Below are 14,461 nucleotides of genomic sequence, written 5' to 3'. Positions count from 1 at the left end.
GAAGAGTAATTGAACTGTATTACTCGTAGGGGGATTAAGGGGTGAGGTGTGAGGTTTTGAACTTAATTTTTAACTAAAAAAGTGTCGTATTATCTATCTATTATCTCAATAATAAATATTACAAATTAGTACAAATTAAGAAGAAAAGCAGAATAATAAGGAGGAACATTATGGGTATAATAGTACATCCTTTACCTAGTAATAATGGAAATAAAATCAGAGTTAAATATAATGGAGTACTCAATACAGCTGATACTGAACAAATTTACTTACATGCTGGATTGGGTTATGGTGACAAATGGAATTATGTAACAGATATCGCTATGAAACATAATGAAGGTAATTGGATAGCAGATATTAGAGTAGAAGATCATGATAATAGATTGAACTTCTGTTTTAAGGATTCTGCTGAGCATTGGGATAATAATAATGGGGATAACTGGAGTTATAAGATATTTAAATAAGATTTATTAATTCTTTTGATAAGGGGCTTAGACAACTGTCTAAGCCCCTTATTTTATTATTCTGGTAATTGTATAACTATAGATATATAATAAAAAATGGATATCAGATTAAGTTTAAGCTAAAAATAATAAAGAAGGAAGAGAAAAGTGAGTATCTTTGAAGTTATAATGTTACTAGCTTTTGGAGAGTATCTATTTACAAGTCTTATAAATCAAAAGCTAATTCAGGAAAGAGTGTAGTATTTTTATATATCATTTTTGTTGGATATTTATCAGGAATAGTACATAAGCTACTTTATAGTTTTGATTCAGTGGTTTATCTCTATCTAATCAATACTTTGATGGTAGTAACTGATATAATTCTTTACTATAGAAATAAAATGTTAAAAAAAATTACCAAAAATAAATCAATAAATTTAATGGAATAATAGCAATAAATAAAATAAATACTAAAAATCATTATAAAAATAATGAAAAATACATAAATTAAAACTGTGATAATAATTAAGGAGGGGATGCAGTAGTGGATGAAGTAAGAGTTAGACCCTTACCAATGCATAATGGAGATGTAATAGAGGTACGTTATAATGGATTACTAGCTAAAAGTGGAGCAGATCAGGTCTATCTCCATACTGGACTTGCCTATGAATATGATTGGACCAATGTACAGAATATCAAGATGAATAAAGAAGAGAATGACTGGGTAGTTAATGTAGAGTTAAAAGAGCCTGTAAAATTAAAGTTCTGCTTTAAAGATTCTGCTGATAATTGGGATAATAATAATGGGCGTAATTGGAGTTATACAATCATATAATTAATAGCTTAGGTTATCCTTTGGTTCTTAGAATCGAAGGATTTTGCTTAAGACTATTAAGAGAGAATTAAGCTTAAATTAAAGTAATTTACTAGTAATTAAAAAGGAGGCATCTAGATGGAAGTTAGAGTAGATCCACAACCAATCAGTGCAGGAGATATAGTAAAAGTAACCTATAGTGGTTTACTTGCTAAAAGTGGTGCAGAAGAGATCTATCTTCATGCTGGCGTAGCTAAGCAACACCAATGGAGTAATATTTCTGATATTAAGATGGAGAATCGATCTGGTATTTGGACAGCTAATTTACAAGTTCAAGAAGGGGAGACCTTCGACTTCTGTTTTAAGGACTCTGCAGATAATTGGGACAACAATAATGGTTATAATTGGAGCTATAATATCTTTTAAATTAATAGTAATTAAGAGTTTATAGTAAGATTTACATCTTATTAATTGAGTTTGGAATTAGATAAATTAAAAAGTGAATAAATCTAAAGGGGGATTTTTAGTGGAAGAGATAAAAATTGAGCCATTTCCTGTTAGGGCAGGGCAGAGAGTGAGCATAGATTATAATGGATTACTTGCTAAAAGTGGTGCCAATCAGCTTTATTTACATGCTGGTCTTACTAGGCAGGGAGGTATTTGGGAAGATATAAATGATATAGAGATGAATTATAGTAAAGGTGCTTGGACAGCAGAATTAGAAGTTCCAGCAGAGTTTGAGAAGTTTAATTTCTGCTTTAAGGATTGTGCCGATAATTGGGATAACAATAATGGGAAGAACTGGACTTATACTATAGTCCATGGGCAAAGTTTAGTATAATAGAACTCACAATCTCTACCTTCGATTCTTAAGAATCGAAGGTTTTTTTATTAATAGTTTTGGCTTGATTATTCTAGAACATTTGATATATACTATCAATAGATATAATTTGATATTAAAAATTAAAAAATTATCAATTTAATTACTTAGATTTCATAAGGGTAATTAAGAAGAGTTTTGTAGGAGGAGAAGTATGGCTATATTAATCAAGGATAAAAAGCAGGATAATCAGACTGATTATTTTAACAAGGTCAATCAAGTGATTGGAAAGAAAAGAAGGCTTAGAAAATTTTTGATTGGAGTTATATTAATGTCATTGGGTTCAGTGGCTATAGCAGATTATTATTACAGGTATACCCCTTATTATAATTATTCATTATATGGGGCTATTTCATTTATGTTGTTATTTATAGTTGCTTTATGGGTTATAGGACCTAAGGTATATAAGTATCATACATATCATAAGAATGTAGAGTTTAAAGAGAGGGAAGATAAATTAGATAAAAGGTTTAAAGAAAATTTAATGGATATATTGGGCAATGATAAGTTTAAAGTCTTGAATAATGTTTACCTACCCTGTAGTGATAATTACTTACAACAGATTGATACTATTATCTTTGGTTTAAATCATATTTATGTAATTAAGATTATGAAAGCTTCAGGGATAATAGGTGGGATGGTTGGTATGGAGTATTGGAACTTTGGTAAAGATAAAAGGATTTTCAATCCATATAAAAGCAATCAAGGTAATGTAGAAGCAGTAGAGGAATTAGTCTACAACCTTATTTTTGATAAAAAGATTAGAATCTACAATGTAGTAGTTAACCTTGAGCTTAATTCTAACTTTAATCTCCCAGATAAGGGGAGGTTTCCTATTTTTGATAATCTATATGATTCTCTTTATTGGATTAAGAGTAAGGAGCAAGGAAATGAGGAAATAATCTCAGAGAAAGAACAGCAGAAGTTAATAGATTATCTATTAGAGCTACATTCTAAATCATTACTTGCTGTTGAGAAGAATATAAATAATGAGGTTTTAAGAAAGTATAATTTATTATGATTAAAGCTTAGAAAGTGATAATTAGCCATCATAACCAGAGATACCTTTCTGGTTATGATGGCTTTTGTTAAGAGAAATATTTATTTTATTAAGTTCTCATATATTTGAATGAAGCAGGTATTCTCAAAAAATAATAGAACTCTTTAAATTTTAATCTAGAATCGATAATCCCCTTTTGTTTTGGTAAACTATTTAGAGGTTAAGATAATTGTGATAATTTTAAAGAGAATTAGGATGATTGTCTTAGAGGAATATTTTAGCTTCTAGAGAATATTAAGATAGAGTCGATGGTTAATCCCATTTATAGTTATAAAAAGAAGTTATTTTATTAAAGAGGATTATCTAGTCTAAGAACTTTAGTAATAAATATAATATTAATATTATAAGGTAAGGTGGTGGCTGTTAAGTTATGAAGAAGGTTAAATTACTTTATAATCCTATGTCAGGGAATAGGAGGTTTCCTAATTTTTTAGATGATTTTATCGATAGATTTCAAAGAGCAGGGTATGAGGTAAATGTATTTAGAAGTTTAAAACCAGGGGATATCCCTATAGGTTTAGAGAATATTGTTGAAGATGAATATGATACTATAGTAGCTGCTGGTGGTGATGGCACTGTCAATGAGGTAATTAATAAGATGCTAGAGGATAATATAGATATTCCATTAGGGATTGTGCCTGCTGGGACTGCAAATGATTTTGCAGCTCATTTGAATATGCCCTTTGAATTTAGGGAATGTTTTGATACTATACTGAAAGGGAATATCAAAGAAGTAGATATAGGAAAGGTAAATGATAGATACTTTATCAATGTCTGTGCAGGAGGTCTACTATCAACTGTCTCCCATGAGATTGATAGAAAATTTAAGAATACCCTTGGTAAGATGGCTTATTACTTAAAGGGTATTGAGCAATTGCCTAAATTAAAGCCCATTCCTCTGAAGATTACTACTAAAGAAGAGAAAATAGAAGAAGAGGTCTATCTATTTTTAATCTTAAATAGTCAAGGTGCAGGAGGGTTTAATAAGCTAGCCCCTATGGCTACCATAGATGATGGACTTTTAGAGTTTGTAGCTGTTAAAGCAAGACCTTTACATGAGATTGCAGCTTTATTTGTTAAGATACTCCAAGGTGAGCATTTAAATGATAAGAATATTATCTATTTACAGGATAATTACTTTAAGGTTGAATGTACCGATAGTACCTATGATCCCCACTTTTCTGATGTTGATGGTGAGAAGGGTCCTCATTTACCTTTGGAGATATCTTTAGAACCAAGAAAATTGAGTGTTTTTGCTAATCTTTGATAGATATTGAGATATGAATGAGTAATAAGTGACGAAAAAAGGTTCCTATTAGTTATCTGTCAGTTGTTATTCTATACTAATATTTTATTAAATTGAGGGTATCTTTCTTTCCTCTCTTTTTTATTTTTGTTGAATTTTTTGTTATAATGTAATATAGTATTAGAGGAAAGAAGATATCTGTTATTACTAAATATCAAAAATTGAGAAATACTAAAAATATTTACTAAGAACACAGATGATTTGGTATTTAAATGGATTTCCAACTAAATTATTATAAATTATCCCTTGATATAAGGGATTTTTATTTGTTTAGGGATTGATTAACTTAAGATTAAAGTTGGATAAAAGGGAATAAGGATACTTATAAAGACTATTAACTTAAGTCAATAGTTTTAGATGTAGAAGGGGCTGTAGGAAATGATTGAAGGGGGAAATTATGTGATTGTACTAGGTGGAATGATAGGAGTAGGAAAGACAACATATGCAGAGATGATAGCTGATCATTTGGATAGTAATGTTTTTTATGAGAGTGTAGATGACAACCCTTTATTGGACAAATTTTATCATAATAAGAAGAGGTGGGCTTTTGCTTTACAGATTTATTTTCTAAATAAGAGGTTTAAATCAATTAAAGAGGCTTTAATTGATAGAAATAATGTATTAGATCGTAGTATCTATGAAGATGCGCTATTTGCTAGAATTAATTATGAAGAAGGGAATATGAGTGAGGCAGAATTTGACTGTTATATCGATTTGTTAAATAATATGATGGAAGAGTTAGAAGATATGCCTAAAAAATCCCCGGATTTATTTATATATTTACAAGCATCCTTTAAAACAATAGAAGATAGAATTCAGAAACGGGGACGAGATTTTGAACAATTTGACCATAATCCAGAGTTGGAGGATTATATGAGAAATCTACATTCAAAGTATGATGACTGGGTATTTAATCACTATGATGCATCAGAGATACTTGTCATTGATGCTGATAGATATGATGTAACTAAGCAAAAGGATGCTAAAGAGGTTCTATTTATGATTGATAGAAAGTTAGCAGAATTAAAGAAGGCTGAGGCTATAGGGTAAAATCTAATAATAAAAGAGGCTACGGGCTAAAGTTCCCTAGCCTCTTTTATTATTAGATTGATTAAAGTGGGGATTGATTTCTTTATATCTGGGGATAGTTTTTCACCTAAGTCTAAACTTTTAGGTTCTACTCCATAGATAATCAAATTTATAGGTAAATCTGTTAGCTCTCTAGCCAACTCAACTACATTTAATAAAGTATATCCATGAAAATCTCTAGTATTATTACTATTAAATTTAATATTATCCTCTGTTAAGCGATAGATACTCCCAGCTGTGGCACCTCCTCTCATAGCATCGATTATAATTACCTTTTCTGATTGGCTTATCTCTTCTAGATAATTAAGTGGTGAAGTACCTACTTCTAAGAGTAATATATCTTCCGCTAAATTTCCTTTTTGCAACTCCCTAAGCACATGTATTCCTACACCATCATCAGACATGATTAAATTTCCCATAGCAACTATTAAAACCTTATATTTTGAATTGTTCATATTTAATATTTATGCTAATTAAAACATATTATTAGCTAAAGATATATTTTAAAGGGTGAGAATATGAGAAGAGAGCAGTTTGTTAAGGAGTGTTATCGATTAAGAGATAATCAAGACTATGGACTTAGTCAGCATATCCTATCCTCTGTTAAAGGTTATAGAGCTAAAGATAATGATAAATTACCTGTGCTGTGGTTAGAAACTAGTGATAGTGGTGATAATAATATTTCTTTTATGAATACTAGCTACCCATATTTAGGGCAAGTCTTTGATGAGATGATTGATTTGCTATATAGTAATACCTTTATGGCAGCACAGGGAAGAGATGCTGTAGATATTTTAAATAGAGTTGCTAGATATCAGAAAGGGGAGTTTACTTTAGTAGTAGAAGGGGCAATTCCTACTAAAGCTAATGGTTTATATAATATAGTTATTGAAACTGAAAGAGAAAAGATTACTGCTTTGGAAGTAGTTAAATGGTTAGGAGGATTGGCAAAGTATGTGGTAACAATAGGAACTTGTGCTAGCTTTGGAGGACCATCAGCAGCTAAACCTAATATTACTGGTGGTGTCGCAGTTAGTGAGGTATTAGATAGAGAGATAATTAAGGTGAGTGGTTGTCCAGTTAATGCAGAGTGGTTTGTGGGGACTTTAGCCCATCTATTGATGTATGGTCAACCAGAGGTAGATGAATTGGGGAGACCGACCTTATTTTATGGATATACGATTCATCGCCATTGTCAGCGACGATCCTATTTTGATCGAGGCAATTTTGCTGAATCTTTAGGTGATATTGAATGTATGTTCAGTCAAGGTTGTGTGGGACCAAAGACCTATGCCGATTGCCCTTATCGCCAATGGATTAATGAAAGCTGGCCAATAGAGGCTAATACTCCTTGTATTGGATGTACCAACCCAGACTTTCCCGATGGTTCAACACCTTTTTTTACACCTCTACCTGAGAAGAGAAATGAAGAACTTGGAAAAAGAGGTCAGCGAGGTGGAGAAGGTGAGTAGGAAGAAGATAGTTTTCAGCCCTGTTACTCGCTTAAGTGGTATCTTATCGGTCAAGGTAACCATTGATAGAAATCAAGTGATAGATGCAGATGCTAGTAGTACAATGTTTAGAGGTTTTGAATGGATTATGAAAAGTAGAAAGGTCACTGATGCTGTGTATATGACTCAGCGGGTCTGTGGAATCTGTTCTTTAGCTCATGGGGCTATTGGAAGCTACCTATTAGATGAGCTATATGGAAATCGGATTTCCGAGAATGCTCAATACCTAAGGAATATTATGTATGGAGCAGATTTTTTGCAAAATCATATTAGACAGTTTTATCTATTTAGTCTCCCTGATTATGTAAAGATGCCCAATCGACCTCCTTTTCATGGGCAGAACCTCCTTGATGCTCGTTTAAGTCCTAGTGATAATCAAAGATTGGTAGCAAATTATTTTGAATCAATCAAGGCGGCCCAGCAAAGCCATCAGATTTTAGCCTTATTTGGTGGAAAGGCTCCTCACCAGCATAGTTTTCTACATGGAGGAGTGGCTGTAGCTCCAACAATTGATAAGATTAATACAGCCTTAGCTCTACTTGCTAAGGTTCATTACTTTGTCAGTGAAACCATGCTAGCAGATGTTAAATTAATCTCTAGAGTTTATAGCGATTATTTTGAGGTAGGGGTAACCCCCTGTCGTCTATTATCTTTTGGACTATGGAGGTTTGGTGAGAGGAATGAGAAGTATCTTTGGAAGGGTGGAGCTCTTAAGGGTAACCAGTTAACTGAGATAGATATTGATTTAATCAATGAAGGGATTGTTAACTCATGGTTTGAAGGGGAGGTCGATAATAACTATGATGGAGAGTTAGAGCCTAAGCCCTTAAAGGAGAGTGCCTACAGCTGGATTAAGACGGTCAAGTATGGAGGAGAGCAGTTTGAGACTGGTCCTTTGGCTAGATTAATCATTAATGGACTCTATAAAGGCGGGATCTCTACAATGGATAGAATTATGGCCAGAGCTTTAGAGACCTTATTAATTACTGAATTGATGGAGGAGTGGTTATTGAAATTAAAGCCTAGTAATAAAGCACCCATCAAGCAGAACAAGAAGCCAATAAAAGATGAAGTAATAGCTACTAATGATGCTATGAGGGGAGGCTTACTCCATAGTGCCAAAATTAGTGATAAAGAGATAATTAAGTATAATATTATTACTCCCACAGTTTGGAATTTCTCGCCTAAAGATGCCTATGGGAATTTAGGACCTGTTGAAAATGCGATGGTAGGAACTAAGCTACGTTATCCTGGAGATCTATACACTATCTTAGGTAGGATTATCCGTTCCTTTGATCCTTGTATGTCCTGTGCTACCCATGTACTTGATGTTGAAGGAAATCTTAAGGATAAGGTAGTTTTTTAAAGGTAGGTGCCTTTAGCTTTATATTTAATAAATATACTAGCAGTAATTGCTGGTAATGAAAGGTTTGATATTATTATGGCTTTATATAAGGTGTTAAAAATGATAAAAAAGGGGATTAATAAAGTGAAGAATTTATATAGTAGTATAGTCAAGGCTCAAGGGAATTTAAAGGTAATAGCTACTATTCATAATATCTTTGAGATTAATGAGATTAATTGGTATAGATTAGAGCGGATACAAGGGAGTGGATTAAAATTAAAGAAGGGATATATTAGCTTTGATGTTAAGCAGAAATTTAGAATTAAGAGAATAAACAAAAAGCAGCAGTCACCTTGTATCTGTGAAGATATCCTAAAAGGGAAGAAAAGACCTATTGATTGTAGATTATTTGCTAAAGACTGCAATCCATTAGATCCCAAGGGTCCTTGTATGGTATTAGAGGAAGGAAGCTGTAACATTTACTATCAATATAATCATCTTGAATTATAATCTATATCATTAATGTAAGATTTGCAAATTTACAGTTAATAGGTTATCCTGATTAATAGATATAATAAAAATAATGCTGATTCTAATATTAGAATCAGCATTATTTTTATTATATCTTTGTTAAATTATTATGGAGGTGACTTTAAGTGAAGTTAGGTATTGATATTGGGGGAACCCATACTGATGGAATTTTAATTGATAAGCAAGATATACTTAAGACTAGTAAGATTACCACTAATCATAATAATCTCACTGGAACAATTTTAACTAGTTGCCAGAACCTGATTGCAGATATAGATAGTAAAAGAATCGATAGTATTGTGCTAAGTACAACTTTAGCAACTAACTTGATTAGTGAAGAGAATTATCCTAAAATAGGATTAATTTTAATCCCTGGACCTGGACTAAATCCCACATACTATAGTTATAGTCCCTATACTAAAATTATCTCTGGCTCTATTGATCACAGAGGTAGAGAGGTTGAAAAGCTTAATTTGCAAGAAATAGAGACTATAGTTTCAGAGTTAATTAAAGAAGGAGTTAAGCAGATTGGAATCTGTGGTAAATTCTCTAATCGCAATCCTAAACAGGAGCTACAAGTTAAAGATTTAATTAAAGAGAAGTATCCTCAAGTAGAGATTAGTCTAGGACATAGATTATCAGGGAGTTTAAATTATTCTCGCCGTGTAGCAACTACATATTTAAATAGCATTATTCAAGGACATTATAAAGAGTTTGTTAGAGAGATAAAAGCTGGGCTAGATGAGTTGGGGCTTAAAGAAGAGATTTATATTTTAAAAGCTGATGGGGGAACTATGCCTTTGAGTGAATCTACTAAAGTTCCAATTGAGAGTGTTAACTCAGGTCCTGCTGCTAGTATTATGGGAATTTTAAGTTTAAGTAAGTTAACAGGTACTACTGTTGGTTTAGATATTGGTGGGACAACGACGGATATCTCTATATTTATTGAGGGTGTTCCCTTGTTTAATCCAGATGGGATAGAGATCAATAATTATAGAACCTTAATTAGGGGACTATTTAATCAATCGATTCCTTGTGGAGGGGATAGTTTAGTTCAAATAGTAGATAATGATATAAAGATTGGACCAGTAAGAAAGGGACCTGCTGCTTGTCTAGGAGGACCTGCTCCTACTCCTACAGATGCTCTAGTACTATTAGAGTTAAGTGAGATTGGTGATAAAAGGCTGGCTAAAGAGAGTTTAGAGCCCTTGGCTCAAGAGCTGAACTTACCACTAAGGGAGACTGCAGAATTGATTTTAGATAGATTTTGTCAGAAGATAAACTCAAAGGTTGAGGAGATTTTAAAACAACTCAATAGTCAGCCAGTTTATACTATCAATGAATTATTGAGTTCTACTCAGATAGAGCCAGATAATTTAGTTATTATTGGTGGACCAGCTGAGGCTTTAGCAGAAAAGTTATCTAGTAAGCTAAAACTTGATTATCACCTACCTAAAGATTCACAAGTAGCTAATGCTATTGGAGCAGCCTTAGCTCAAATTACTCAAAAATGTACCTTATATGCTGATACTTCTCAAGGATATTACTATATTCCAGAGTTAGAAATAAGGGGTAAAGTTGATACTAACTTCAGCTTGGATCAAGCTAAAGAGAGGGTTAAGGGAGAACTTGGGAAAAATGCCAACACTAAAGTTCCAATTGAAATTATCAATGCTCAATCCTTTAATCTGGTGCGTGGTTTTAGTACAATTGGTCAGGTTATTGAAGTTACAGCTCAAATTAAACCTGGCTTAAAAGAAAGATTGAATTGGGAGGGATTTGATGAGAATTAATGCTAAGAAGAAGCTAGGACTGATCTTCTTTCCTGCCTTTGATTGGGCTATCTCACCTACTCATCCTGAAAGGGAAGAGAGATTGTTATATACAAAAGATCAGATTTTAGAAGAAGGGATTTTGGATATTGGAGGAATTAGAGAGTATAATCCTATTATTGCTAGCAAAGAAGATGTAGAGAGAACTCATATCTGTGTTCCAGATATAGATAATATCGTGACTATGCCCCATCTGATTTCAGCAGGAGGAGCTATTAAAGCAGGAGAGTTGGTGATGGAAGGTGAGGTAGACAAAGCTTTTGCTATTATTAGACCACCAGGGCACCATGCTTTTCAAGTGGTACATGGTGCTAGAGGTTTTTGTACTATTAATAATGAAGCAATCATGGTTGAACATTTAAGGCAGAGATATGGTAGTGATTTAAAGATTGCCTTTGTTGATACAGATGCCCACCATGCTGATGGAACTCAGAATATCTATTATAATGACCCTAATGTCTTACATATCTCTTTACATCAAGATGGAAGAACTTTATATCCTGGGACAGGATTTGTAGATGATTTAGGTGGACCAGGTGCTTATGGTAGAACGATAAATTTACCTCTACCACCTAATACCACCGATGAAGGTCTATTATATTCCCTTGATAATTTGATCTTACCTATTCTTGATGATTTTAAGCCGGATTTGGTAATTAATGCAGCAGGTCAAGATAATCACTATAGTGATCCTTTGACAAATATGAGTATTTCTGCTCAGGGTTATGCAGAGTTAAATGCTAAGTTGGACCCTGATCTAGCTATTTTACAGGGGGGTTATTCGATTGAAGCAGCTCTCCCTTATGTCAATGTGGGGATAATCTTAGCTATGGCAGGCTTAGATTATAGTCAGATTAAAGAACCTGATTATCACCCTTCTATCAAAAAACAATCACCAAAGATCACTGATACTATCAAAAAAGATGTGGAAAAACTACTTAAAGCTTGGGAGAATAAAGACAAAGTTGATATCCAAAAGAAGTTTAATTCTAAAGATTATTATACTACTAAGCGAAATATCTATTATGATACTGCTAATATTACAGAAAATCAAGAGGTTAAGATTAAAATCTGTGCTGACTGTGCAGGGCTAATGATAATAGACTCTGTAGCTAGGCCTTCTTCACATGGGAAGATTAGAGCTATTATTATCCCTCATAACCTTTGTGAAGATTGCTGTAATTTGGGTTATCAAGAGTATCAAAGAGCAAAGGATAGATCACAATTTAAGATCGTTTATCTTCAGGATAAGAGGAAGGATGAGTTGTTATCATTTAAATGATAATAAGACAGCTATAGGATTTATCCTATAGCTGTCTTATATTTTAATCTATTGAATTTAAACCTGTCACTCATCACTGCCTTCTACTGAAATTTATCCTGAGAATTAATCGAATTTCTTCGAACAATATCATTTTGCTGATCTAATAGATGATTCATTCCTCTAACTAAAGTATCGTCTTCAAGTAGACTATAGATATGGTATCCAAAGTCTTCTCTATCTAATAATACCTCTTGTAAGACCTCAGCGGTACCATAGTCATGGGCTTCATGAGCACGGGTAATTGTCTTTCTCATCATCTCCTGCATCTTCAATTCATTCTCTAAATCATTGCGAAGAAAATCACGCATAGTATAGCGACCTTCTACCTCATGCTTAATATAAGATAGCTTATGCTGAGTAACTGGGTGGGCAGTAGGAACAACTCCTAATCTAGCAACTCGTTCTCCTATCATATCGATATGCTTTTGAGTTTTTTGAATATGCTCATCTAACATATGATGAATGCTAAAGAAAGACTCTGCCCCCTCTGTCAGCCAGTGATGCTTATTATATTGATGTAAGGCTATCGTTAAAGCACACTGATGATCATCTAACATCAGCCCTATCTCTAATCTAATATTTTGGGGCAATCCAATTCCAGCTAACTCCTTCTTAGCAGTTCTAGGCTCTTGACGGAAGACCATACTATGATCTGAGGAGTGACCTGGCATGTTAGGGTCAAAGCCTGATTTATTAAGGTTGAAAGCCCCGTTAAAGTTATTCATGCTCTCTTTAACCTCTGATATCTCATTATTAGTTGGTGATAAAACTTGAATTGTATTCATTTTAGTTCCTCCCTGCAAATATTTATTAAATACATTAAAATTATTGTCAATTATTATGGTTTTTATACAAAAATTTAAAATAGTTTCTAAGAAACAACTTTTTATACTATTAAAAAATTGATATAATTTATAGATATTGCGACACTTTTACTTCATTTTATAGTCTACAGTTGACCGTTAAGGTCTTTAAAACCGAAAAAAATTTCTGTTTGAACGAAGCAAAAATTGAGTCAGAATGTAGGGGGTAGCAGGAATTTAACTAAAAAATTTATCGATGATAATAGTTAATAATTTGGTTGCGTAGTGAGTGGGCTGGTTTTACTGGTTTTGTGCGAAGGGAATTGTTCTATATTCCCTAGAGAGCCACGAAGAGTTTTTGTTCTGGGCTGTACTTGCTATGCAGGGGTTGCTTTATAACCCCGAAGGTAAAACTCGCCCTTAAGCGTGCCCCGTAGGAAGTAGTCTTGGGCTGAAACCTAAGAATTTTGTCTACTTTCTTAAAGTGAAAATATCCCAATATACCGATTAAGTGATGATTTCTATATTAAAATTTAATTAGCTGACCTTCAGTAATGTTCTACTTAACTAATTTTAAAATTTAAAGGAGCTATATTATTAAATTAGAGTGATTATTATTTAAGAAATATATAATATTCCAATGAAGTTATTTCTATATTAAAAAGGAAAATTAAATTGGATGTTCAACTATAATATTAGTTTTTCCAAATATTTAAGCAGGGGTGATATTAAAATGGGTCTATTTAAAAAGATGATGGCTAGTGTAGGGATTGGTGCAACTAAGATTGATACAGTCTTAGATTCTGAGAATTTGGTAGCAGGTGCAGAAGTAACAGGTCATTTTGAGATTAAAGGTGGTAATGTAGAGCAGAATATTGACAAGATCTATATCAATGTGATGACAAAGTATGAGAAGACAGTAGAGGATGAGGAGGGTGAAGAGAGCTCTTATAGGACTGACTACAATTTGCAGGTGATTGATGTTCCTGTTGAGAAGGTGGTTGAGCCTGGAGATGAACTTAGTATTCCCTTCTCCTTCGTATTGGATGCTCAGACCCCTATCCCAACAGAGAAGTTCCCAGTCTGGTTAGATACAGGATTAGATATTAAGAATGCTATTGATCCAGGTGATAAAGATATAATAGCAGTAGCTCCCCATCCTTATATGCAGATAGTTTTGAAGGCGTTAGAGAAATTAGGTTTTGTACTTACAGAGATTAATAATCAAGAGGCAGACTTTAAGTGGAAGCATCCTTTTGTCCAAGAACTTGAACTGAAACCACAAGATGGAGCTTTTGTCAACTCTCTAGATGAGCTAGAGTTATTATATAATATCGTTGATGGTGGATTAAAGTTATGGATTGAGGTAGATCGTCGGGCTAATGGTTTATTAGGTGTTTTTGCAGAAGCGATGGATTTAGATGAGAGTGAAGTATTGTTAGAGATTGGTGAAGAGGATTTAGAACAAGGAGTAGATTATGTAGCTGAAGGAATTAAGAACTTTATTGAACAATATATTTAAA

General features: G+C 33.2%; 15 protein-coding genes. 13 read left to right on the top strand and 2 right to left on the bottom strand.

Translation table 11 applies throughout. The features are described 5' to 3' along the window. The first annotated feature begins 170 nt into the window (after positions 1-170). From U472_RS11225 to U472_RS11195, 7 genes are all read left to right on the top strand, one after another. Complete coding sequence (locus U472_RS11225; RefSeq protein WP_068718500.1) at positions 171-464, top strand: carbohydrate-binding protein; 294 nt, start codon at positions 171-173, stop codon at positions 462-464. A gap of 523 nt (positions 465-987) precedes the next feature. After that, positions 988-1,278, top strand: coding sequence for a carbohydrate-binding protein (locus U472_RS11220; protein WP_245684789.1), 291 nt, complete (start codon positions 988-990; stop codon positions 1,276-1,278). A 117-nt stretch (positions 1,279-1,395) separates the two neighbouring features. Further along, entirely contained in the window at positions 1,396-1,683 is a 288-nt protein-coding gene (locus U472_RS11215; RefSeq protein WP_068718498.1) for a carbohydrate-binding protein, read from the top strand. A 100-nt stretch (positions 1,684-1,783) separates the two neighbouring features. Next, the gene (locus tag U472_RS11210) at positions 1,784-2,098 is read left to right on the top strand and encodes a carbohydrate-binding protein (protein ID WP_068718496.1); all 315 of its coding nucleotides are present in this window, start codon (positions 1,784-1,786) and stop codon (positions 2,096-2,098) included. A gap of 193 nt (positions 2,099-2,291) precedes the next feature. Then, positions 2,292-3,158 (top strand): nuclease-related domain-containing protein, encoded by an 867-nt coding sequence (locus U472_RS11205; protein WP_068718494.1) that lies wholly within the window; start codon positions 2,292-2,294, stop codon positions 3,156-3,158. Positions 3,159-3,567: 409 nt separating this feature from the next. Beyond that, positions 3,568-4,464 (top strand): YegS/Rv2252/BmrU family lipid kinase, encoded by an 897-nt coding sequence (locus U472_RS11200; protein WP_068718491.1) that lies wholly within the window; start codon positions 3,568-3,570, stop codon positions 4,462-4,464. Positions 4,465-4,884: 420 nt separating this feature from the next. Then, positions 4,885-5,553, top strand: coding sequence for a deoxynucleoside kinase (locus U472_RS11195; protein ID WP_342672729.1), 669 nt, complete (start codon positions 4,885-4,887; stop codon positions 5,551-5,553). Between the two features lie 26 nt (positions 5,554-5,579). On the opposite strand, the gene U472_RS11190 is transcribed toward U472_RS11195, so the two are convergent. Then, entirely contained in the window at positions 5,580-6,011 is a 432-nt protein-coding gene (locus U472_RS11190) for a hydrogenase maturation protease (RefSeq protein WP_281201110.1), read from the bottom strand. Positions 6,012-6,110: 99 nt separating this feature from the next. Between U472_RS11190 and U472_RS11185 the strand changes: the two genes are divergently transcribed. The 5 genes from U472_RS11185 (at position 6,111) to U472_RS11165 (ending at position 12,093) form a co-directional block, all read left to right on the top strand. Beyond that, a complete protein-coding gene (locus tag U472_RS11185) occupies positions 6,111-7,064 on the top strand; it encodes a hydrogenase small subunit (RefSeq protein ID WP_068718486.1) in 954 nt (317 codons plus the stop codon). After that, positions 7,018-8,469: a nickel-dependent hydrogenase large subunit gene (locus U472_RS11180; protein WP_068718484.1), complete on the top strand. Its 1,452-nt coding sequence runs from the start codon at positions 7,018-7,020 to the stop codon at positions 8,467-8,469. Before U472_RS11185 ends, U472_RS11180 begins: the two co-directional genes overlap by 47 nt. Positions 8,470-8,475: 6 nt before the next feature. Then, entirely contained in the window at positions 8,476-8,958 is a 483-nt protein-coding gene (locus U472_RS11175) for a HypD family hydrogenase formation protein (RefSeq protein WP_068718483.1), read from the top strand. A 146-nt stretch (positions 8,959-9,104) separates the two neighbouring features. Then, complete coding sequence (locus tag U472_RS11170; protein ID WP_068718481.1) at positions 9,105-10,772, top strand: hydantoinase/oxoprolinase family protein; 1,668 nt, start codon at positions 9,105-9,107, stop codon at positions 10,770-10,772. Then, positions 10,762-12,093 carry a histone deacetylase family protein gene (locus tag U472_RS11165; RefSeq protein WP_068718479.1) on the top strand — a complete coding sequence of 444 codons (1,332 nt, stop codon included), beginning with the start codon at positions 10,762-10,764 and terminating at the stop codon, positions 12,091-12,093. The genes U472_RS11170 and U472_RS11165 overlap by 11 nt, the downstream gene beginning before the upstream one ends. Before the next feature lie 83 nt (positions 12,094-12,176). On the opposite strand, the gene U472_RS11160 is transcribed toward U472_RS11165, so the two are convergent. Continuing rightward, a complete protein-coding gene (locus U472_RS11160; RefSeq protein WP_068718476.1) occupies positions 12,177-12,920 on the bottom strand; it encodes a Dps family protein in 744 nt (247 codons plus the stop codon). Positions 12,921-13,671: 751 nt separating this feature from the next. Between U472_RS11160 and U472_RS11155 the strand changes: the two genes are divergently transcribed. Further along, positions 13,672-14,460, top strand: a complete 789-nt coding sequence (locus U472_RS11155; protein ID WP_068718474.1) for a sporulation protein — start codon at positions 13,672-13,674, stop codon at positions 14,458-14,460. Position 14,461 lies beyond the last annotated feature (1 nt).

This window comes from Orenia metallireducens (assembly GCF_001693735.1).
Classification (GTDB): domain Bacteria; phylum Bacillota; class Halanaerobiia; order Halobacteroidales; family Halobacteroidaceae; genus Orenia; species Orenia metallireducens.
Note: the sequence above shows the minus strand (reverse complement) of the source record. Positions and strands in the feature narration are given on the sequence as shown.